This window comes from Nonomuraea sp. NPDC001684, assembly GCF_053596515.1.
Window position 1 is genome coordinate 43155 of sequence record NZ_JBSFGJ010000011.1, and the last position, 19149, is coordinate 62303.

The following is a 19149-nucleotide window of genomic DNA, read 5'->3' on the forward strand; positions in this document are numbered from 1 at the left end:
CCGCCGTTGTGAGGAGCCCGTCCGCTCCATGTCATGAACGTGTAATAGCTTCCGAAGGCGCACAAACCGGCATGCCAGGCCGCCGATACTGGAACGCATGGCCCGTGTCTTGCTGATCGAGGACGATCCCCACGTCAGGGACGCTCTGACGCTCGCCCTCAAGGGCCGGGACCACGAGGTGCGATCGGCGGCGTCCGGGGAGGAGGGGCTGGACCGGCTGGCCCGCTTCGCCCCCGACGTGGTGGTGCTCGACCTCATGCTGCCCGGCATCGACGGGTTCGAGGTGTGCCGTCGCATCCGTGCGACCACGTCCACCTCGATCGTGATGCTGAGCGCGCGGGGCGACGACTTCGACGTGGTCGGCGGGCTGGAGGCGGGCGCGGACGACTACGTGGTCAAGCCGGTGCGCCCGCAGGTCCTGGAGGCCCGGATCAGGGCGGTGCTGCGCCGTACGGACGGTGTGCCCTCACCCGTGGAGAGGTACGGCGGGTTGTGCGTGGACCGCTCCTCCCTCACCGTGAGCAGGAACGGCCGGCAGGTCGCGCTGCCGCCGATGGAGTTGCGGCTGCTGCTGCACCTGTCGGCCACGCCGGGCCAGGTCTTCAACAGGCAGCAGTTGCTGGAGTCGGTGTGGGAGCACGACTACCTGGGCGACTCGCGGCTGGTGGACGCCTGCGTGCAGCGGCTGCGGTCCAAGATCGAGGACGTGCCCGCCGAGCCGAGGTACGTGCAGACCGTGCGCGGATTCGGCTACCGCTTCGGGCCGGCATGAACTGGCTGCGGGGGTTGCGGGTCCGGCTGGTGATCACGTTCGTGCTGGTGGGCGGGCTGAGCGCGGTGGGGGCCGCGGGGCTGACGTACTACAAGGCGCGCACCAACCTGCTGGCCGGGGCGCAGGACCGGTCGCTGAAGGACTTCAGGAACCGGGTGCTGCTGCTGTCCCGCGACGTGGCGCTGCCCGCCGGCGACGAGGAACTGGCCCTGCTGGCCGAGGGCCTGGAGATCGGCGACCGCAAGGTCTACGTCGTCAGGGACGGCGCCGTGCCGGGCGACGCCCGCGTCACCGCCGAGCTGCGCGCGACCGTCCTGCGGTGGCCGGAGCTGGCCTGGCAGCGGGTGCAGCGCGACGGCGTGCCGTACCTCGTGGCCGGCAGCAGGGTCATGCTCCGCGCCGGCGGCACGCCGTCGGGGATCAGCGTCTACCTCGTCGAGTCGCTCGGGCAGGCCGCCTCCGACGAGACGGCCGTGCTGCGCGCCGCGCAGGCGGCGGCCGTGCCCGTCGTGCTGCTGGCGGTGCTGGCCGGGCTGCTGGCCGCGCGCGGCGTCCTGCGGCCGGTCGCCGACCTGGACCGGGCGGCCCGGCAGCTGGGCGAGGGACGGCTGGAGACCCGCCTGCCCGTCCACGGCGGCGACGAGCTGGCCCGGCTGGCCGGACGCTTCAACGAGACGGCCGCCGCGCTGGAACGTTCGGTCGGCGAGCTGCGCGAGATGGAGGCCAGGTCACGGCGGTTCGTCGCGGACGTCTCCCACGAGCTGCGCACGCCGCTGGCCGCCGCCACCGCCGTCACCGACGTCCTCGAAGCGGGCGCCGCCCGGCTGGACGCCGACGCCGGAACCGCCGCCAGGCTGATCACCGCCGAGGTCGCCCGGCTCAGCGCGCTCGTCGACGACCTGATGGAGATCTCCCGCTTCGACGCCGGAGCCGCCGCGCTCAACCTCAACGACGTGGACGTCGGCGCCGCCGTCGCGGCCTGCCTGCGGTCCCGCGGCTGGAGTTCCGACGTCATCGCGGACCTGCCGTCCCCGGACGTCCGGGTTCCCCTCGACCCGCGCCGCCTGGACGTCATCGTCGCCAACCTCGTCGGCAACGCGCTGCGGCACGGCGCGCCGCCCGTCGCCGTCCGGGTGCGCGCCACCGGCCGGGCGGTCGCCGTCGAGGTCTCCGACCAGGGGCCCGGCCTGCCCACCGACGTGCTCCCGCACGTCTTCGAGCGCTTCTACAAGGCCGACGTCGCGCGCGCCCGCTCCGAAGGCAGCGGCCTCGGCCTGGCCATCGCCCGCGAGAACGCCCTGCTGCACGGCGGCGACCTCACCGTCGCCCCCGGTCCTGGCGCCGTCTTCACCCTCACCCTGCCGAGGAACCGTCCGTGAGAGCCTGGCCGCTCGCCCTGATCCTGACCGCCTGCACGGCCTGCGGAGTCGGCCCCACCGACGTGATCCGCGCCGGAGAGGCGCCCCGCGGCTTCGTCCAGGGCACCGCCCTGTACTTCGTGCGGCATGGCCGGCTCGCGCCCGTCACCCGCCCCGAGGGCCCGCTGCCGGCCGCCGAAACCGTCGTGCTGCTGACCGGCGGCCCCACCGCGCAGGAACGCGAGCGCGCCTTCGGCACCAGCCTGCCGAAGAGCCTGGCCGTCCGGGTGACCGGCGACGCGTTCGTCCTGGGGGCCTCGACATCCCGGCTGCCGCGGATGGCGACCGGGCAGCTCGTCTGCACGATCGCCGCCGCCACCGCCGCCGAGCGCGGCGTGGAGGTGGACGACGTACGGGTGACCGTGCCGGGCAAGGGGCAGGCCCGCTGCGCCGACTTCACCTGACCTCCACACTACGTAACGGATTAGTCACTCAAACGACTATGGTCACGAAAAGTGATCACTCGACAGCATTGAGTCTCCCCGAAGAGTGGAGGCAGATGTGGCCAGCGAGTTCCAGCGCAAGAAGGTCGGCGGAGTCTTCCGGGCGATGGACGTCGACGGCGACGGCCGGCTGACCCAGGCCGACTTCCAGGCGCTCGCCCACCGCTGGTCGGCCCTCGCCGGGCCGGCCGGCCCGGAGCGGCTGACCTCCGTCATGACCGGCTGGTGGCCGGTGCTCAGGGCCGCCTCGGGCGGCGACGCCGGCGTCTCCCTCGACCAGGTGCTCAGCGTGGTCGACGTGCTCGGCGACATGACCGACGCGGTCACCGGCACCGCCGACGCGATGTTCGAGGCCATCGACCTCAACGGCGACGGCCTCATCTCCCGTGCGGAGTACGGCGCGCTGATCGAGACGTGGAACGGCGCCCCCTCGGCGACCGACGACATCTTCCCCCGCCTCGACCTGGACGGCGACGGCCACCTCTCGCGCGAGGAGTTCCGCCTCCACTGGACCGAGTTCTGGGCCGGCGACGACCCGGACGCCCCCGGCTCGTACGTGTTCGGCGCGCCGCCCGAATGACCTCAAGGCCGGAAAGGCGGCCCCGCCGGCCGGAGCAGCGCCGGGGGCAGCACGTCGCCGTCGGCGAACGGCCGGCGGCCGACGAGCTCCTCGGCGGTCCGGCCGGGCACGCCGGCCCCGCGGAGCACCTCGACGGCGTGCCCGGCCGGCAGCAGGTCGAGCCAGCGCAACATGGCCGCGCGGTGGGCGTCGGCGTCCAGCTCGCCGTGCACCCTGAGCCGGGCCAGGCCGCCGTCGGGGAAGACGTCCAGGCGGACGTGCGTCACGGGCGCGGCCGACACCGGGCGCAGGAAGTGCCGGGTGTCCGGCTGCAACCGGGTCTTCGGGATCAGCTCGAACCACTCCGCGTCCAGACCGTCCACGTCTGAATGGCCCGCGTCGGTTCCGCTCAGCGAGGCCCAGCCGGCCGCGTTGCCGACGAAGTACGACGTGTCGATCTCCACCCGGCGCACCCGCCCGCGGCCCGCCAGCCGGACCGTCACGTGGTCGTTGCCGCCGTCGCGGCGGCGGGCGTTCTCCCAGCCGTCGCCCATGATCCGGGCCCGGCCGGGCAGCAGCAGCTGCACCGGCGAGGAGTAGAACGTGTCGGAGCAGGCCACCACGTTGCCGCCGTGCTCCAGCGCGGCCAGGTCGATCGTGCCGTCCAGCAGGCGCGGGTCGGGCACCGGCTCGCCGTGCACCCGGAACCGGGCCACCCCGCCGTCGGGGTAGATGCTCAGCCGCACGTGCGTCCAGCGCCGCCGGTCCGCGACCTCGAACGCGTTCTCGGCGTCGCCCCTGATCGCGCTCTTCCCGACGATCGTCTCCCAGTTCGCCCGCTCCAGCTCGGCCGGTGACGGCGCGCCCTCGACGCCGGCCGCCTCCACCGAGGCGTACGGCGGGTAGTTGCCCTTGAACCAGGCGGTGTCGATCACCACCCCGCGCACCACGCCGGGCACGCCGAGCCGGACGATCGCGTAGTCGTTCCCCGGCTCGCGCCGGCGACGGGTCTCCCAGCCGTCGTACACCTTGCCCTTGTGGCCGAAGTCCTCCGTCGAGAACGCGGCGGGGGCGGGCTTGATCAGGTTCTCCCGCTCGGCGAACAGCTCGTCGTTGGCGTGCACGACACTGCCGGCCAGCGCGCGCGAGGCCAGGTCCGGGAAGTGGGTGAAGGTCATGCTTCTCCTCGGGTGAGCAGCCGGCCCCGCGGCGGGCCGTCGATGTCGATGCGTTCGCCGCGCAGCCAGCTTCCGCGAACCACGCCGGCGAGCGTGCGGCCGTGGTAGGGCGTCACGGGGTTGCGGTGGTGCAGCCGGTCCTTGTCGGCCACGAACAGCTCGTCGGGCGCGAACACGCAGAAGTCGGCCTGGTGGCCCGGCGCGATCCGGCCCTTGCCGGACAGCCCCGCCACCTGCGCGGGGCGGCCGGCCATCCAGCGCGCCACGTCGGTCAGCGGGTGGCCGCGGCGCCTGGCCTCGGTCCACACCGCGGGCAGGCCGAGCTGCAGCGACGCGATGCCGCCCCAGGCGAGGCCGAAGTCGCCGGTGTCGAGCCGCTTGAGCTCCGGCGTGCACGGCGAGTGGTCGGAGACGACGCAGTCGATCGTGCCGTCGGCGAGCCCCCGCCAGAGCGACTCACGGTTGGCCGCCTCGCGGATCGGCGGGCAGCACTTGAACAGGGTGGCCCCCTCGGCGATCTCCTCGGCGCTGAACGTCAGGTAGTGCGGGCAGGTCTCCACGGTGATCCGCACGCCGTCGTCCCGCGCCGAGCGGATCATCGGCAGCGCGTCCGAGCTGGACAGGTGCAGAATGTGTACCCGGCAGCCGGTCCGGCGGGCCAGCTCGATGACCTGCGCGACCGCGAGGTTCTCCGCGCCGCGCGGGCGGGAGCGCAGGAAGTCGCGGTAGCTCGCGCCGCGCGCGGGCGGCGCGTGCTCGATCACCTGCGGGTCCTCGGCGTGCACGATCATCAGCGCGTCGAACGACCGCAGCTCGCGGAGCGCGTCCGCCAGCTCGGCCGGCTCCAGGGGAGGGAACTCCGGCACGCCCGAGTGCAGCAGGAAGCTCTTGAACCCGAACACGCCCGCGTCGTGCAGCCCGCGCAGCTCGCGCAGGTTGCCCGGCACCGCGCCGCCCCAGAAGCCGACGTCCACGTGCGCCTGCCCGCGGGCGGTCGCCCGCTTCACCCGCAGCGCCGCCGCGTCGGTGGTGGGCGGGACGCTGTTCAGCGGCATGTCGACGATCGTCGTGACGCCGCCGGCCGCGGCCGCCCGGGTGGCGCTCGCGAACCCCTCCCACTCGGTCCGTCCGGGGTCGTTCACGTGCACGTGGCTGTCCACCAGGCCGGGCAGCAGCACCTCGTCGTCGCCGAGCCGGACGACCTCGGCGGCCGCCAGGTCGGCCTCCAGCGGTTCGACCGCGACGATCGTCCCGTCCCGCACGCCGATGCTGCGTGCCACCTCTCCGGCGTCGGTGACCACGCGACGGGCCCGGAACAGCAGGTCCAGCCGGGCCATCAGGCGACACCTCCATGGCTGCGCCGTCCCGCGCGGACCGGCCCGGCGACGGCCGCGGCCCCGCCGGTGATCGGCCACCCGGTCACGGTCTTGGGGCGCGGCGTCCCGTACGTGCGCACCTTGCTCGTGGTGAGGCCGAGCCGGACGAGCCCCTCGGCGAGCGCGACCGCCGCGGCCACGCCGTCGACCACGGGCACCCCGGTGGCCGCGGTGATCTTCTGGTCGAGTCCCGCCATGCCACCGCATCCCAGGCAGATCACCTCGGCCCGGTCGCCGGTGACGGCCTCCCGGGCCTGGGCGACGATCGCCTCGACGGCCCGGCCGGGATCCTCCTCCAGCTCCAGGACCGACAGCCCGCTGGCCCTGATCGACGCGCACCGGCCGGCCAGCCCGGCGAGCCGCAGCCGGTCCTCGATCTGCGGCACGGCGCGGTCCAGCGTGGTGACCACCGAGTACGTACGCCCGATCAGCATCGCGACCTGCGCGGCCGCCTCGGTGATGTCCACCACGGGGACGTCGAGCAGCTCCTGCAACCCCTCGCGGCCGTGCTCGCCGTACCCGGCCTGGATCACCGCGTCGTACGGCTCGTCGTAGCGGACGACCCGGTCCATCACGGCGACCGCCGCCAGGTAGCTCTCGAAGTTCCCCTCCACCGACTCCGGCCCGAACGACGGGGTGAGGGCGACGATCTCGACCCCCGGCGAGGCGTGCGCCGCCGCCTGGGCGCGGATCGTGTCGGTCATCGACCGGGTGGTGTTCACGTTCACGATCAGGATGCGCACGTCAGCCACCCGCCCCGGCGCGCATGGCGCGCAGCTCGGACGGCGTGACCCCGGCCAGGGCGCCCAGCTCGGCCGCGCCGATCGCGCCGCAGTCGAGGCCCCGGGCGAGGAACCCGGCCATCGCGCGGACGGTCGCCGGCTCGTCCAGGAAGCCGGACGTCCGGCGTTCGCGATAGCCGCGCAGCCGGGCGGCGGCGGCCGGCAGCCCCTCCCTGAAGAAGGAGTGGACGGCGGCGTACCGGCTCGGAAGCTGCCCGGGATGCAGGTCCCAGCCCTGGTAGAGGCCGCCCTCCAGGGCACGCAGGACCAGGCGCGCGTGCAGCCGCCAGGCGGCGCGGACGGCGTCGCCGTCGCCCACCGGCAGCACGTTGGTCGACCCGTCGCAGACGCGTACGCCGGTGCCGGCGGCGGCGACCTGCATCACCGCCTTGGCATGGTCGGCGACCGGATGCTCCGCGCTCTGGTACGCCGCCGACACCCCGAGCGCCGCCGAGTAGTCGTAGGTGCCGTAGTGCAGGCCCGCGCAGCGCCCGGCCGCGGCGCGGATCATCGACGGCAGCGGCGAGACGCCGTCCGCGCCGAGTATCGCCTGCGGCGTCTCCACCTGGAGCTCGAACCGCAGGCTCCCGCCCGCCAGCCCGTACGCCGCCTCCAGCCGTCCGGCGGCCAGCGCCATCGCCTCCACCTGCTCGACCGAGGTCACCTTCGGCAGCGTGACGACGAAGCCGCCGGGCGGCGGTCCGAGGGTCTCCAGGAAGATCGCCAGGGTGCGCAGGCCGCGCCGCCGGGTCGGCGCCTCGAAGCTCTTGAACCGGATCCCGCAGAACGGCGAGCCGGCGCCGGCTGCGGTGGCCTCGGCCAGGGCCTTCGCGGCGGTCCTGGCGGCGGCGTCCTCGTCGGCGTCCGGGCGGTGGCCGTAGCCGTCCTCGAAGTCGATCCTGAGGTCTTCGACCGGTTCGCGGGCCAGCTTGGCCCGGACCTGGTCGTACACCTCCGCCGCCGTCCGCGGCGGCAGGCCGAGCGCGTCGGCGAACTCCGTGGCGGTGCGGCCGTGCTCGGCCAGCGCCGCCAGCGCCCGTCGGCCCCACGCCGGTACGGTGTCCGCCGTGTAGCGGTCGGCCGGCACGTACACCGTGTGCACCGGCTGCCGGGTGGCCGGCTCGCCGGGGTAGGCCGTGCGCAGCCGCTCGTCCGCGGCGGCGAGCCGGACGTCGAGCTCGGCGGCGAGCCCGGACAGGAAGGTCGCGTCGGTCATGAGCCGTCCTCGACGACGCGGAAGGACGCCGGGAACAGCAGCGCCGGGTCGCGGCGCAGGTGGTCGCGCTCGGAGTAGGCGGCCTTCATCGTCTCGAAGTAGCTCTGCGCGCGCAGCCGCATCGACTCCTCGTCCACGCCGGGAATCGTCCGGTCGCGCATCACCGGCCGGCCGTCGATCACCACGGTGGACACGTCGGCGCCCGTGCAGTTCATCAGCATCGTCCTGATCGGGTCGTCGACCGGGCCGGTGCGCGGGCCGGAGAGGTCCACGACGACCAGGTCGGCCTTGGCGCCGGGGGCGAGCCTGCCCAGGTCGTCCCGGCCCAGCGCGCGGGCGCCGCCCAGGGTGGCGGCCCGGTAGTAGTCGGCGGCCGAGCCCGCGTCCAGCCGTCCGGTGACGAGTTTGGCCAGGTTGTTGCCGTAGTCCATGTTGCGGATCATGTCGGGCGGGAAGGAGTCGGTGCCCAGCGACACCGTCACGCCGGCCGCCCGGTAACGGTCGAAGTCGCGCAGCGCGTCGCCGTACCTGGCGAAGGTGAGGGGGCAGTGCACGATCCCCGCCAGCGCCGCGAGCCGGTCCGGCGATCCCTCGAACGGCGTGCCGGGATCGCCGAGGTACAGGGCGTGCGGCACCAGCAGCCGGGGGCCGAGCAGGCCCACCTCGGCCAGCACGTCCAGGGGGTGCCGGTCGTACCATTCGCGCAGCAGCCGCAGCTCCGTCAGCCCCTGCATGCAGTGCAGGCGCACCAGGCAGTCGAGTTCCTCCGCGGCCTGGGCGGTGGCGCGCAGCAGGTCGAGGGTGACGGTCTCGATGCGGCACGGCAGCAGCGCACCCCGGATCCGGCCGTCGTGGGCGCCGTCGACGTCCCGGACGAAGCGGACGGCGTCGGCGAGCACCCGCTCACCGAGTCCGGGCTCCCAGTGCACGTCCCGGCCGCCGTCGGCGCGCAGCACCGGCACGCCCGAGCGGTAGGACGGCCCCAGGTACATGCGCAGGCCGAGCCGCCCGGCGATCTCCACGACGCCGGCCAGCTCCTCGTACGACTCCGCCCACGCGCTGTGCGTCTCGGCGGCGATCGGCATCGCGGTGGTGATGCCGTTGCGGATGAGCTGGGTGAGCGCGTACTCCCGCATGAAGAGCGTGTCCTCCGGCGGGAAGACGGCCCGGCGCCGGTTGACGGCGTAGTCGTGCGACCAGTTCAGCCCGCTGGAGTCGGCGTGCCAGGTGTCGAGGACGGCGTGGTCGATGTCGGCCAGCGCGTCCAGGTCGATGAAGCCGGGCCCGACGATCGCCTCACCGGCGTCGATCACCTCCTCGACCGGCCCTTCGTAGGAACGGCCGACGTGGACGATCCGGTCGCCGTCGTAGACGACGCACGCGTCGCGGTGGATGACGTGGTCCTCGCCGTCGAAGCCGATGACGAACGACGCCCTGATCAGCGTGCTCACTGTGTGTTCCTCCGGGTCGGCTTCCACCCGGGCCTGGGCACGGCGGCCAGCAGGGCGCGGGTGTACTCCTCCTGCGGCTCGCGCAGCAGGGTGCGGGTGGCTCCGCGTTCCACGACGCGGCCGTGCCGCATCACCACGGCCGTGTCGCTGATCTGGTTGACCACGGCCAGGTCGTGGGAGATGAAGACGTAGCTGATCGAGCGCCGCTCGCGGATGTCGGCGAGCAGGTTGAGTATCTGCGCCTGGATCGACACGTCGAGCGCGGCGACCGCCTCGTCCAGCACCAGCACCCGCGGCTCCACCGCCAGGGCGCGGGCGATGGCCACGCGCTGGCGCTGCCCGCCGGACAGCTGCCTGGGCAGCATCGCCGCGTGCCGTTCGGCCAGGCCCACCGATTCGAGCAGGTCCAGCGCCTTCTTCCGGCGCTCGGCGGAGGTGAGCGGGAAGTGCAGGGCAAGGCTGGTCTCGACGACGTCGCCGACCCGCTGCAGTTTGTCCAGCGACGAATAGGGGTCCTGGAAGACGATCTGGATCTCCCGTGCCCGCCTGCGCCGCTCCGCCGCCGAGACCCGGCCCGCCGCCCGCGGACGCCCGCAGACGCTGATCGTGCCGCTGGTGGGCGTCTCCAGGCCGAGCAGCATGCGGGCGACGGTGGTCTTCCCCGACCCGGACTCGCCCACGACGGCCAGCGACTCGCCCTCGGCCACGGTGAAGGAGACCTCGTCCACCGCGGTGGCCGGGCCGTACACCTTCCGCAGCCGCTGCGCTTCGATCACGCTCATGCCGCTTCCTCCGCTCTCATGCCGTCTCCTCCGCTCTCAGGCAGGCGACGCCGCGGACGGACGGCGGCCGGCTCTCCCGGCAGCGCGGCTCGGCCAGCTCGCAGCGTGGCGCGAACGCGCAGCCGTCCTCGGCCTCGAAGGCCGCCACGGGCCGTCCGGGGATCACCGGCAGCCGGTGCGCGGCCTCCTCAAGGCTCGGCCGCGACCTCATGAGGCCGCGGGTGTAGGGGTGGCGCGGCTCGCCGTCGAGGTCCTCCACGATGCGGCCCGCGTACATCACCGCCAGCCGGTCGCAGGTCGCGGCGGCCAGCTCCAGGTCGTGGGTGATCAGCAGCATGGCCATGCCGCGCTCGCGGCGCAGCTCGTCCAGGATGGCCATGACCTCGGACTGGGTGGTCACGTCGAGCGCGGTGGTCGGCTCGTCGGCCAGCACCAGGTCGGGCTCGACGGCCAGGACGGAGGCGATCATCACCCGTTGCAGCAGGCCGCCGGACAGCTCGTGCGGGTGCTGGCGCAGGCGCCGCTCGCCGTCGGCGATGCCGACCTCCTTGAGGAGCTGGACGGCCCGCGCCGACGCCTGCCGCACCGGCATCCGCAGGTTGTGCACCATGGCCTCGGTGAGGAAGTCGCCGACGCTGCGGACGGGGTTGATGTGCGCCCGCGGATCCTGGAAGACCATCGCGATCCGCCTGGCCCGCAGCAGCCGCAGCGCCCGGCCCGAGGGCACGTCGGCGCCGTCGAAGACGATCCTGCCGGTCACGCGGGCGCCCGGCGGGGTCAGGCCGATGACCGCGCGGGCGGTCATCGACTTGCCCGAACCGGACTCCCCGACCAGCCCGACGGCCTCTCCCGCGCCGATGGTCAGGTCGACGTGCTCGACCAGCGTCCGCCAGCCTCGTTCGTACGGCACGGCCAGGCCGAAGCCCTCCAACGTCAACAGGCTCACGACTGCCTCCCCAGGCGATCGCCCAACAGGTTCACCGCGGCCACCACCAGCGCGATCAGCAGGCCGGCGCTCAGCGCCTCCAGCGGCTGGCCGCGCATGGCGCTGTCCAGGCCGCTCTTGACCATCAGCCCCCAGTCGGCGGTGGGCGGCTGCACGCCCAGCCCGAGGAAGGAGACGGCCGCGACGTCGATCACCGCGAAGCCGAGCGCCGAGACCGACTGCGCGACGATGATCGGCCGCAGATTCGGCAGCAGGTGGCGCAGGCAGATGGCGGTCGCCGACCGGCCCTGCACCCAGGCGGCGGCCACGTACGGCAGGCTGCGCTCCCGCAGCGCCGCGCTGCGCACCACCCGGGCCACGTACGGCGTGTACGCGACCGCCAGGCCGATCACCACGCCGGGCACGCCGGGACCGAGCACGGCCACGGTGACCAGCGCGAAGACGATGCCCGGCACGGAGAACAGCACGTCCAGCAGGCGGGAGACGACCGCGTCCACCTTGCCGCCCGCCCAGGCGGCGACGATCGCCAGCGTGGTCCCGGCGGCGCTCGCGACGCAGATCACCAGCACCGGGGCGAGCAACGTGGTCCGCGCGCCGTACATCAGCCGGGACAACACGTCCCTGCCCAGGACGTCTCCGCCCAGCGGATGCGCGACGGAGGCGCCGCCCAGCGCGTTGAACAGGTCGGGCTGGTCGGGGTCGTAGGGCGCGAGCAGCGGCGCGAGCAGGGTGATCGCCACGACGACGGCCAGCAGGACGGCGGCGGCCACGCCCAGCCCGCCCAGGCGGCGGGTCACTGCCGCGACAGGCGCGGGTCGAGAGCGGAGTAGCACAGGTCCACCACCAGATTGATCAGGACGAAGGCGGTGACCAGCACGAGCACCACCGCCTGGACGATCGCGAAGTCGCGTTGCAGGATCGCGCGGACGAACAACGAGCCCAGACCGTCCAGGGCGAAGATGCTCTCCACCACGACCGAGCCCGCGATCAGCCCGGCGACGTTCAGGCCGACCACGGTCACCACCGGGATGGCCGCGTTGCGCAGCACGTGCCTGCGGACGATGTGCCCCTCGGCCAGGCCGCGGCTGCGGGCGGTCTCCACGTGCTCACGGCCCAGCTCCTCCGACACCGAGGCCCGCGTGATGCGGGCGAGGAAGGCGGCGCTGGCCAGGCTGAGCGTGATCGCCGGCAGCGTGAGGTGGTGGATCCGGTCGCCGAACCCGTCGCCGGGCCCGAAGACCGGGAACCAGCCGAGTCCCAGCGCGAAGACGATGACGAGGATCACCCCGACCACGAACGGCGGCGTGGCCAGGAACACCGAGGAGACCAGGCCGACCAGCCCGTCGGCCCGGCCGCCGCGCAGCGCCGCCAGCAGGCCCATCGCCACGCCCCCGGCCACGATCAGCAGCGTCGCGTAGACCACCAGGAAGACGGTCGTCGTCGCCCGGGACGCCATCAGCGCGGAGACGTCCTGCCGGTAGACCAGGGAGGCGCCGAAGTCGCCCGTCACCGCGTCGCGCAGCCAGGTGGCGTAGCGCAGCAGGAACGGATCGTCCAGGTGGTACTGCGCGCGGATGGCCGCGACCTGCTCGGGGGTGCCGCTGCGGTTGCCGAGCAGGAACGCCATGGGCCCGCCGGGCACCAGGTAGAGCAGGCCGTACACCAGGAAGGAGGCGACCAGCAGGACCACGATCAGCCCCGCCAGCCGTCTCGCCAGGAACCTCATGCCGCGCCGAGCCCCGCGGCCCACGGGTAGTACAGGTAGGGGAAGGAGGCGACCGCTCCGGTCACCCGCTTGTTCATGTAGAGGATCACCGGCAGGTTGTTCAGCGGCATCCACGGCACGTCGGTGGTGACCTTCTGCTGGATCGCCGTCACCAGCCCCGCCCGCTCCGCCTCGTCGTAGGCGGCCCGCGCCTTGGCGATGTCGGCGTTCACGGCCGCGTAGTCGTTGAAGTTGGTACGGCCGCCCGCCAGGAAGACGGTGTAGATGTCGAGCGGGTCCGGCACGTTGCCGTACCAGGTGGAGAAGAAGGCGTCGATGCCCTCGCGGGCCTTGGGGTCGCTGTAGAGGTTCCCGTACTGCTCGACGGGGATCACCTTGATCTCGATCTTCAGGCCGAGCGCCTCGCCGGTCGCCTTGATCAGGTTGGCGGTCTGCTCGTGGACGGCCGAGCTGCCCTGGATCCCGATGGTGATCGTCTGGGTGGGGGAGCCGGCCTCGGTGAGCAGCTGCTTGGCCTTGGCCAGGTCGGGCGTCTCCGGCGGGATCGCGTCGTGGGCCTTCTGGAAGGCGTCCCGCTGGTATCCCCAGTACTCGGCGCCGGCGAGGGTGCGCTGCGGCATCGCCGTCCCCTGGAAGACCACCTTGGAGATGGCCGCCCGGTCCAGTGCCAGCGACAGCGCCTGGCGGACCTTCGGGTCGGCGTACGGGCCGGACTTGGCGGCGCCGAGCAGCGTCCAGAAGGTCAGCGACTTGCCGAGCGTGACGGAGCCGGTCGGCGACTGCTGGAGCTGGCCCAGCCCCGCCGGCGGCAGGTAGAAGTACTGCCCGTCCACCTCGCCGGAGCGCAGCGCGTTGATGGCGGTGGTCTCGTCGGCGATGAACCGGAAGACCAGTTCCTTGGTCTTCGGCCGCAGCGCGGTGTCCCAGTAGGCGTCGTTGCGGGTGATCGTCAGCGCGTCGCCGGACTTCCAGCTCCCGTACTTGTACGGGCCGGTGCACATCACCCCGCCGGTCGGCGAGCCCAGGTCCTTCTTCCCGGCGTACTCGGCCGACACGATCGCGCCGGCCGCGGTGGCCATCGCCTGGTTGAACAGCACGTCGGGCTGCTTCAGCGTGACGGTGACCTGCATCGGCCCGGTCGCCTTGATCGACTGCACGGTGTGGAAGTAGTCGCCCCACCAGGTGCCGAGCGCGGGGTCGAGGTGGCGGTTGAGGCTGGCCGCGACGTCCTCGGCGGTCAGCGGCGTGCCGTCCCAGAACTTCACGCCGTCCCGGATCGTGTAGACCCACGTGGTCGGGGTGGGGTTGTCGGCCTTCTCGGCCAGGCCGGGCTCGATGCCGAACTCGGGGGTCAGCCGCAGCAGGCTCTCGCACATGTTGGCCAGCACGGTGTTCTCGGCGTAGTTGAACGACCTGATCGGGTCGACCGTCTGCGGCTCGTACGGCAGGTTCCACGTCACCTTGTCCAGTTCCCCGGTGGCCGGGGCGGTGACGGTCTTGAGCTCCAGCTTGGGCGCCTCGCCCGAGCCCTGCTGTTGTTGCGGTGCTGCGGCCTGCTGGCCGCATCCGGCCAGGGCCACCGCTAGTGCGGCGGCCACCGGTAGGGCTCGACGGATCATCAGGAGGACCTTTCGCGAACGCGTCCGTTGCGGACGACGAACTGGGGGATGGGCTTGTCCACGACCGCCTGGGCCATGGACTCGGCGCGTACCAGGAGGAAGTCGGCGGGATCTCCGGGCTGGAGCCGGGCCTGCTCCAGGCCCAGCAGGGCGGCGCCCCCGTGCGCCGCGATCTCGTAGCACCTGGCCAGCTCCTCGTCGGTGCGGGCGTCGGTGCGGTAGGCGAGCAGGTGGGCGCGGTTGATCATGTCGCCGTCGCCGAACGGCGTCCACGGATCCCGCACCCCGTCGGATCCGAGGCCGACCAGCACCCCGGCCTCGACCAGCGGCCCGACCGGCAGGACCGGGTCGGCGCCGAGCGCGCAGGTGGTCAGCGAGATCTTCGCCTCGGCCAGCGTCTCGGCGAGGTCCGCGCGGTCGGCCAGGCAGAAGGCGTGGCTGATCGTGGTCGGCACGCCGCTGGACCTCGCCCTGCGGGCGATCTCCAGCACCTGCGCGACCCCTTCGTCGCCGCCGTCGTGCAGGTGGATGTCGAGCGGGACGGTGTGCCGCTCGGCCAGGCCGTACAGCAGGTCGAGGTGGCCGTGCAGGTCGCCGTCGATGCCCACGGGGTCGAGCCCGCCGAGGATGTCCGCGCCCTCCTTGAGCGACTGCTCCATCAGCTCCGCCGTGCCCGGCCGCGACAGCAGCCCGAGCTGGGGGAAGGCGACGATCTGCACGTCCAGCAGGCCGGCGCGGGCCTGAGCGGCCTCCCGTACGCCGTGCACGTTGCTCAGCCCGTACACCGGGGCGACGTCCACGTGCGCCCGCCAGGCCCGGGTGCCGCGGGCGATCGCGTGGTCCATGAGCGCCAGGGCCCGCGTGGCGACCGGGGCGGTCATCTCCGCCCGCGCCGCGACGTCGCCCTCGATCAGGTCGCGCAGCGTCCCGGCCGGGGTGCGGCTCAGCCAGGGCTGGCCCCAGGTGGTCTTGTCGGGATGGACGTGCGCGTCCACCGGGGCGGGCAGGGCGAGCAGTCCGCCCGCCGCCACCACCTGGCAGCCTTCCGCCCGGCGTTCCAGCGGGACGACGCGACCGTCTTCGATCAGGACATCGTGGGGGCGTACATCGGTGAACAGAATCTGAGCCATACCGGCTGATCCCCTTAACCCGAGGGCGACAGTGGCATAGAATTATCAGACATCAGATGATTAGAGAAGAGGACAAATGCGGCACGTGGGCCGGACCTCCCTCGTCGACTCCGCCATCCGGGAGCTCCGCCAGGAGATCACCAGCGGCGTCTGGCCGGTCGGGGCCAAGATCCCTACGGAGAGCCGGCTGGCCGAGGCGCTGGGCGTGAGCAGGCTGTCGGTGCGCGAGGCCGTACGCGTGCTCGTCCACGCCGGGCTGCTCACCACGCGTCAGGGCGACGGCACGTACGTCACCGCGACCGACGAGAGCGAGGTGGCGTTCAAGCGCCGCCTCGACCGCGCGGCCACCATGGACATCATCGACGTACGACGCGGCCTGGACCTCGTGGCGGCCCGCCTGGCCGCCGAACGCCGCAAGCCGGCCGACCTCGACGGCCTGAGGAAGGCCCTGGCCCGGCGCACCGCCGCCCACCAGGCCGCCGACCTCGACGCGTTCGCCGACGCCGACGTGGAGTTCCACCTGTCCATCGCCGCGGCCTCGCACAACCCCGTGCTGCTGGACCTGTACCGCGGCATGAGCGAGGCGGTGCGCGAGACGGTCCGCCGCGACCACTGCATGGAACGCGCCGTGCTCGGCTCCGACTCCACCCACGAGGACCTGTACGAGGCGATCGAGTCCGGCGACGCGGCCGGCGCGGCGACGATCGCGCTCACCATCCTCAACGACCAGGAACGCGACCTCTGACGCCCTCTATGCTTCCCGTCCATGAGCGGAACCGGGTGTACGTGGCGGACTGCGGCGTGATCTACCTCCTGGACGAGGAGGGCTACGATGCGCCCGGTGTGCCGGAGGACTCCATCGGGCTCGTCCAAGTGGAGGCGGCAGGGGTGGTCTGCCTGCATATCGCCGCTGGTGATCGAGGCCCGTGCGACGCCGGATCGTATGATCCGTCTCATGCCGATCCCCCGAGCGGTCGCCGTGGTCGTCGACGGCGCCCGGGTCCTGGTCATCAAGCGGTACTTCCGGCGCGGCCCCGGCGTCGCCTGCGGCATCTGCACCGCCAAGGGCCGGCAGGGGCAGCCGTGTCCCGGGCACCACTACGCGCTTCTCCCGGGAGGCCACGTGGAGGACGGCGAGTCGCCGGAGAGCGCCGCGGTCCGCGAGCTCCACGAGGAGACGACTCTCATCGCGACGATCGACCGGTTGCTCTTCACCGGCTCGCACGGCGGCCGGCCCGCCTCCTACTTCCTCATGCGGGACGTGATCGGCGTCCCGTCGCTCTCCGGTGACGAAGCCGTGGACCACGGGCCGGACAACACCTTCGAGCTCGTCTGGGCGAGCGCCGCCGAGTTCGGGCAGCTCGACCTCTACCCCGCCGACGTGCACGAGCCACTCACCCAACTGCTCCACAGCTGACCCCGCGTCCGGAACCCTAGGGTGCTCCCATGAACAAGTCCCTACGATTGGCGCCCATCACCCCTGCCAACGTCGAGATGGCCCTCGCGGTGAATGTCCGTCCCGACCAGGAGCGGTTCGTCTCGCCGGTGGCGAAGTCCCTCGCGGAGGCCTACGTGCAGCCGCAGGTGGCCTGGCCGCGCCTCATCCTGGACGGTGACCGTCCCGTCGGGTTCCTCATGGCCTTTCTCGACATCGACTGGAACGGCAAGGGCGTCGACTTCCGGTCGGGCCTGTGGCGGCTCAACGTGGCGGCGGAGGCGCAGGGGCAGGGCGTCGGACGATTCGCCGTCAGCGCTGTGGCCGCCGAGGTCAGGCGTCGCGGCGGCGCGCAGATGTACGTCACGTGGGAGCCGGGGGAAGGCGGCCCCGAGGACTTCTACCGGAAACTCGGCTTCCAGCTCACGGGCGAGGAGAGCGGCGGCGAGAAGGTCGGCGTACTGGACCTGGCCGTACCGGACATGAACTGACCGAGCCTCGGCGGCGCGCCGCCCGGCCCCAGCCCCCGGCACGGCGATCCCCCCGGAGCCGCAGCGCCTCCCCCAGGGGCTGGGGTCTCGTTGAATCGCACGAGCGTCCACCTGGGTGGCGGCCACTGTGTCGGCTCCTCGTCGGTGACCCATTCCGTCACCGAGGCCGGGGACACCTTGAGGTCGAAGGACCGGTAGACCGGCAGCAGCCCGAGGGCGTTGAAGGAGATCTCGACCGTCTCGGCGTGGCCGACCACGACGACGGTCTCGCCGCGGTGGCGGTGGGCGAGGTCGGTGATGGTGCGGCTGGTGCGGGTCACCATCTCGGCCCAGGTCTCGTTGCCCTGCTGCCACGGACGGTAGATGCCGCCGCCTTCGACGTCGAGGCGCCGGAACTCCGCGTGGGTGAGCCCGTCCGCCTCCGGCGGTGTGTGCCACGTGCAGAGCCCGCAGTCCTGTGACGAGGGCAGGTCGGCGGCCGTCGCGATCGCGGCGGCCGTCTGCACGGCGCGCGGCAGGGGCGAGGAGTAGATCGCCGTCGTGTCGTCGCCGATTTCCGTGATGATCTGCCGCCCGAGCTGTGCTGCTTGCTGTTGTCCGGTGTCGGTGAGGCCGCGGCATCCCTTCGGGCCGCCTATCACGCCGTCCTGCTTGTGCAGGGAGTCCCCGTGGCGTACGAAGAACATCCGGGTTCGCATGCTGTGGATCATGCCCAACGGGGCGGCCGTCGAGGCGCCTGCAGCCGGGATGCTTCTGGCGAGGGTGCGCCTCGTATCCTTGATCAGGTCGCCGAGGGCGCGGCCGTGAAGGGAACGGGATGAGTCGTTACTCACGGGTCGTGGTGAAGCTGAGCGGCGAGGCACTCGCGGGCGACGCCGGTTGGGGAACCGATCCGGCCAGCCTCGCTCAGCTGGCGGATGAGATCCTCTCCGTCAGCACGCTGGGCGTCGAGGTCGCGGTGGTCATCGGCGGCGGCAACTACTTCCGCGGCCGGATGGCCGACGGCTGGGGGATAGGCCGCGCCGAAGCCGACAACATCGGCATGCTCGGCACGGTGATGAACGCGCTGATGTTGCGTGGAGTGCTCACCGCGCGTTCGCAGACCGATGTGCGGGTGATGACGGCTGTGCCGATGCAGAGTGTCGCCGAGCCCTTCATCCGGCTGCGCGCCGACCGGCACCTTCGCCGCGGGCTGATCGTCCTGCTCGCCGGTGGCATCGGCCAGCCGTACGTCACGACGGACTATCCGGCTGTCCAGCGGGCTCTGGAGCTCGAAGCCGACGCGCTGCTGGTCGCCAAACGCGGCGTCGACGGGGTCTACGACAGCGACCCGAACGTGAACCCGGACGCCAAGCGGTACACCAACCTCACCTATCGAGAAGCCCTGGCGGCCGGGGTGAGGGTGATGGACGAGAGCGCCTTCGTGCTCGCCAATGAGCAAGGGCTGCTCATGCACGTGTTCGACGTGGCGGCGACGGGCGTGATGAAGGCGATCTGCCAAGGGGAAGACGTGGGAACGAGGATCACCCGGGATCCGGATTCCTCCAGATAGCCATCTCGGGCGGGCTTGAACGAGCAGGTGGCGGCTGAGATCGCAGAAGAGTGATCTGTCGTGGGCAGCTGACAGGATCACCGTCGTGACGGACAACGATGATCTCCTTCGGCGTGTGTCGGCGAAGGCGAGCGCGACCACGGAGCACCTGCCTCCTCCCGCGACGGCGGAGGAGGTGGCCCAGGCCGAACGCGTCCTGGGATTTCGACTCCCTCCGGTGCTCACTCGCCTCTACCGCGAGGTGGCCAACGGCGGCTTCGGCCCCGATTACCA

Annotated in this window: 20 protein-coding genes and 1 pseudogene; 9 read left to right on the forward strand and 12 right to left on the reverse strand. The window is 72.6% G+C overall.

Annotated elements, in window-relative coordinates:
- The first annotated feature begins 97 nt into the window (after positions 1 to 97).
- The 4 genes from ACWCSD_RS04355 (at position 98) to ACWCSD_RS04370 (ending at position 3213) form a co-directional block, all read left to right on the forward strand.
- Positions 98 to 772 carry a response regulator gene (locus ACWCSD_RS04355; protein WP_449913022.1) on the forward strand — a complete coding sequence of 225 codons (675 nt, stop codon included), beginning with the start codon at positions 98 to 100 and terminating at the stop codon, positions 770 to 772.
- On the forward strand, positions 769 to 2151 hold the full coding sequence (locus tag ACWCSD_RS04360; protein WP_449913024.1) for an ATP-binding protein: 1383 nt from the start codon (positions 769 to 771) through the stop codon (positions 2149 to 2151). The genes ACWCSD_RS04355 and ACWCSD_RS04360 overlap by 4 nt, the downstream gene beginning before the upstream one ends.
- Entirely contained in the window at positions 2148 to 2594 is a 447-nt protein-coding gene (locus ACWCSD_RS04365) for a hypothetical protein (protein WP_449913025.1), read from the forward strand. The genes ACWCSD_RS04360 and ACWCSD_RS04365 overlap by 4 nt, the downstream gene beginning before the upstream one ends.
- Before the next feature lie 97 nt (positions 2595 to 2691).
- Positions 2692 to 3213 carry an EF-hand domain-containing protein gene (locus ACWCSD_RS04370; protein WP_387679623.1) on the forward strand — a complete coding sequence of 174 codons (522 nt, stop codon included), beginning with the start codon at positions 2692 to 2694 and terminating at the stop codon, positions 3211 to 3213.
- 2 nt (positions 3214 to 3215) lie between these two features.
- On the opposite strand, the gene alc is transcribed toward ACWCSD_RS04370, so the two are convergent.
- The 11 genes from alc to ACWCSD_RS04425 are packed head-to-tail and all read right to left on the reverse strand — an operon-like array spanning position 3216 to position 15398.
- Positions 3216 to 4370 (reverse strand): allantoicase, encoded by a 1155-nt coding sequence (alc, locus tag ACWCSD_RS04375; protein ID WP_449913026.1) that lies wholly within the window; start codon positions 4368 to 4370, stop codon positions 3216 to 3218.
- Entirely contained in the window at positions 4367 to 5707 is a 1341-nt protein-coding gene (allB, locus tag ACWCSD_RS04380) for an allantoinase AllB (RefSeq protein WP_449913027.1), read from the reverse strand. The genes alc and allB overlap by 4 nt, the downstream gene beginning before the upstream one ends.
- Positions 5707 to 6489, reverse strand: a complete 783-nt coding sequence (locus ACWCSD_RS04385; RefSeq protein ID WP_449913028.1) for an aspartate/glutamate racemase family protein — start codon at positions 6487 to 6489, stop codon at positions 5707 to 5709. The genes allB and ACWCSD_RS04385 overlap by 1 nt, the downstream gene beginning before the upstream one ends.
- A gap of 1 nt (position 6490) precedes the next feature.
- The gene (locus ACWCSD_RS04390; RefSeq protein ID WP_449913030.1) at positions 6491 to 7744 is read right to left on the reverse strand and encodes a DUF6986 family protein; all 1254 of its coding nucleotides are present in this window, start codon (positions 7742 to 7744) and stop codon (positions 6491 to 6493) included.
- Positions 7741 to 9195, reverse strand: coding sequence for an amidohydrolase family protein (locus tag ACWCSD_RS04395; RefSeq protein WP_449913032.1), 1455 nt, complete (start codon positions 9193 to 9195; stop codon positions 7741 to 7743). Before ACWCSD_RS04395 ends, ACWCSD_RS04390 begins: the two co-directional genes overlap by 4 nt.
- Positions 9192 to 9977: an ABC transporter ATP-binding protein gene (locus tag ACWCSD_RS04400; RefSeq protein ID WP_449913033.1), complete on the reverse strand. Its 786-nt coding sequence runs from the start codon at positions 9975 to 9977 to the stop codon at positions 9192 to 9194. The genes ACWCSD_RS04395 and ACWCSD_RS04400 overlap by 4 nt, the downstream gene beginning before the upstream one ends.
- 16 nt (positions 9978 to 9993) lie before the next feature.
- A complete protein-coding gene (locus ACWCSD_RS04405; protein WP_397154229.1) occupies positions 9994 to 10923 on the reverse strand; it encodes an ABC transporter ATP-binding protein in 930 nt (309 codons plus the stop codon).
- Entirely contained in the window at positions 10920 to 11720 is an 801-nt protein-coding gene (locus tag ACWCSD_RS04410; RefSeq protein WP_387679601.1) for an ABC transporter permease, read from the reverse strand. Before ACWCSD_RS04410 ends, ACWCSD_RS04405 begins: the two co-directional genes overlap by 4 nt.
- Positions 11717 to 12649: an ABC transporter permease gene (locus tag ACWCSD_RS04415; RefSeq protein ID WP_449913035.1), complete on the reverse strand. Its 933-nt coding sequence runs from the start codon at positions 12647 to 12649 to the stop codon at positions 11717 to 11719. The genes ACWCSD_RS04410 and ACWCSD_RS04415 overlap by 4 nt, the downstream gene beginning before the upstream one ends.
- Positions 12646 to 14268, reverse strand: coding sequence for an ABC transporter substrate-binding protein (locus ACWCSD_RS04420; RefSeq protein ID WP_449913036.1), 1623 nt, complete (start codon positions 14266 to 14268; stop codon positions 12646 to 12648). Before ACWCSD_RS04420 ends, ACWCSD_RS04415 begins: the two co-directional genes overlap by 4 nt.
- Positions 14268 to 15398, reverse strand: coding sequence for an amidohydrolase family protein (locus ACWCSD_RS04425; protein ID WP_449913037.1), 1131 nt, complete (start codon positions 15396 to 15398; stop codon positions 14268 to 14270). Before ACWCSD_RS04425 ends, ACWCSD_RS04420 begins: the two co-directional genes overlap by 1 nt.
- Positions 15399 to 15474: 76 nt before the next feature.
- Here ACWCSD_RS04425 and ACWCSD_RS04430 point away from each other — a divergent pair, with 76 nt between their 5' ends.
- The 3 genes from ACWCSD_RS04430 (at position 15475) to ACWCSD_RS04440 (ending at position 17324) form a co-directional block, all read left to right on the forward strand.
- Entirely contained in the window at positions 15475 to 16143 is a 669-nt protein-coding gene (locus tag ACWCSD_RS04430; protein ID WP_449913039.1) for a FadR/GntR family transcriptional regulator, read from the forward strand.
- A 210-nt stretch (positions 16144 to 16353) separates the two neighbouring features.
- Positions 16354 to 16815, forward strand: coding sequence for an NUDIX hydrolase (locus ACWCSD_RS04435; protein ID WP_397154220.1), 462 nt, complete (start codon positions 16354 to 16356; stop codon positions 16813 to 16815).
- 29 nt (positions 16816 to 16844) lie between these two features.
- Complete coding sequence (locus ACWCSD_RS04440; protein ID WP_397154219.1) at positions 16845 to 17324, forward strand: GNAT family N-acetyltransferase; 480 nt, start codon at positions 16845 to 16847, stop codon at positions 17322 to 17324.
- Here the strand turns inward: ACWCSD_RS04440 and ACWCSD_RS04445 are convergent.
- The gene (locus ACWCSD_RS04445) at positions 17234 to 18022 is read right to left on the reverse strand and encodes a histidine phosphatase family protein (protein ID WP_449913042.1); all 789 of its coding nucleotides are present in this window, start codon (positions 18020 to 18022) and stop codon (positions 17234 to 17236) included. The genes ACWCSD_RS04440 and ACWCSD_RS04445 overlap by 91 nt on opposite strands.
- 140 nt (positions 18023 to 18162) lie before the next feature.
- Here ACWCSD_RS04445 and pyrH point away from each other — a divergent pair, with 140 nt between their 5' ends.
- Both pyrH and ACWCSD_RS04455 read left to right on the forward strand, forming a co-directional pair.
- Positions 18163 to 18876 (forward strand): UMP kinase, encoded by a 714-nt coding sequence (gene pyrH / locus ACWCSD_RS04450; protein ID WP_358289523.1) that lies wholly within the window; start codon positions 18163 to 18165, stop codon positions 18874 to 18876.
- Between the two features lie 85 nt (positions 18877 to 18961).
- A pseudogene (locus ACWCSD_RS04455) lies at positions 18962 to 19149 on the forward strand (SMI1/KNR4 family protein); the annotation flags it as partial.

Bases quoted from the DNA above. Each gene is read 5' to 3' on its own strand.
- ACWCSD_RS04445 (WP_449913042.1), bottom strand. From the start codon at position 18,022: ATGCGAACCCGGATGTTCTTCGTACGCCACGGGGACTCCCTGCACAAG.
- allB (WP_449913027.1), bottom strand. From the start codon at position 5,707: ATGGCCCGGCTGGACCTGCTGTTCCGGGCCCGTCGCGTGGTCACCGAC.
- ACWCSD_RS04425 (WP_449913037.1), bottom strand. From the start codon at position 15,398: ATGGCTCAGATTCTGTTCACCGATGTACGCCCCCACGATGTCCTGATC.
- ACWCSD_RS04440 (WP_397154219.1), top strand. From the start codon at position 16,845: ATGAACAAGTCCCTACGATTGGCGCCCATCACCCCTGCCAACGTCGAG.
- alc (WP_449913026.1), bottom strand. From the start codon at position 4,370: ATGACCTTCACCCACTTCCCGGACCTGGCCTCGCGCGCGCTGGCCGGC.
- ACWCSD_RS04360 (WP_449913024.1), top strand. From the start codon at position 769: ATGAACTGGCTGCGGGGGTTGCGGGTCCGGCTGGTGATCACGTTCGTG.
- ACWCSD_RS04355 (WP_449913022.1), top strand. From the start codon at position 98: ATGGCCCGTGTCTTGCTGATCGAGGACGATCCCCACGTCAGGGACGCT.
- ACWCSD_RS04430 (WP_449913039.1), top strand. From the start codon at position 15,475: ATGCGGCACGTGGGCCGGACCTCCCTCGTCGACTCCGCCATCCGGGAG.
- ACWCSD_RS04415 (WP_449913035.1), bottom strand. From the start codon at position 12,649: ATGAGGTTCCTGGCGAGACGGCTGGCGGGGCTGATCGTGGTCCTGCTG.
- ACWCSD_RS04420 (WP_449913036.1), bottom strand. From the start codon at position 14,268: ATGATCCGTCGAGCCCTACCGGTGGCCGCCGCACTAGCGGTGGCCCTG.
- ACWCSD_RS04390 (WP_449913030.1), bottom strand. From the start codon at position 7,744: ATGACCGACGCGACCTTCCTGTCCGGGCTCGCCGCCGAGCTCGACGTC.
- ACWCSD_RS04400 (WP_449913033.1), bottom strand. From the start codon at position 9,977: ATGAGCGTGATCGAAGCGCAGCGGCTGCGGAAGGTGTACGGCCCGGCC.
- ACWCSD_RS04435 (WP_397154220.1), top strand. From the start codon at position 16,354: ATGCCGATCCCCCGAGCGGTCGCCGTGGTCGTCGACGGCGCCCGGGTC.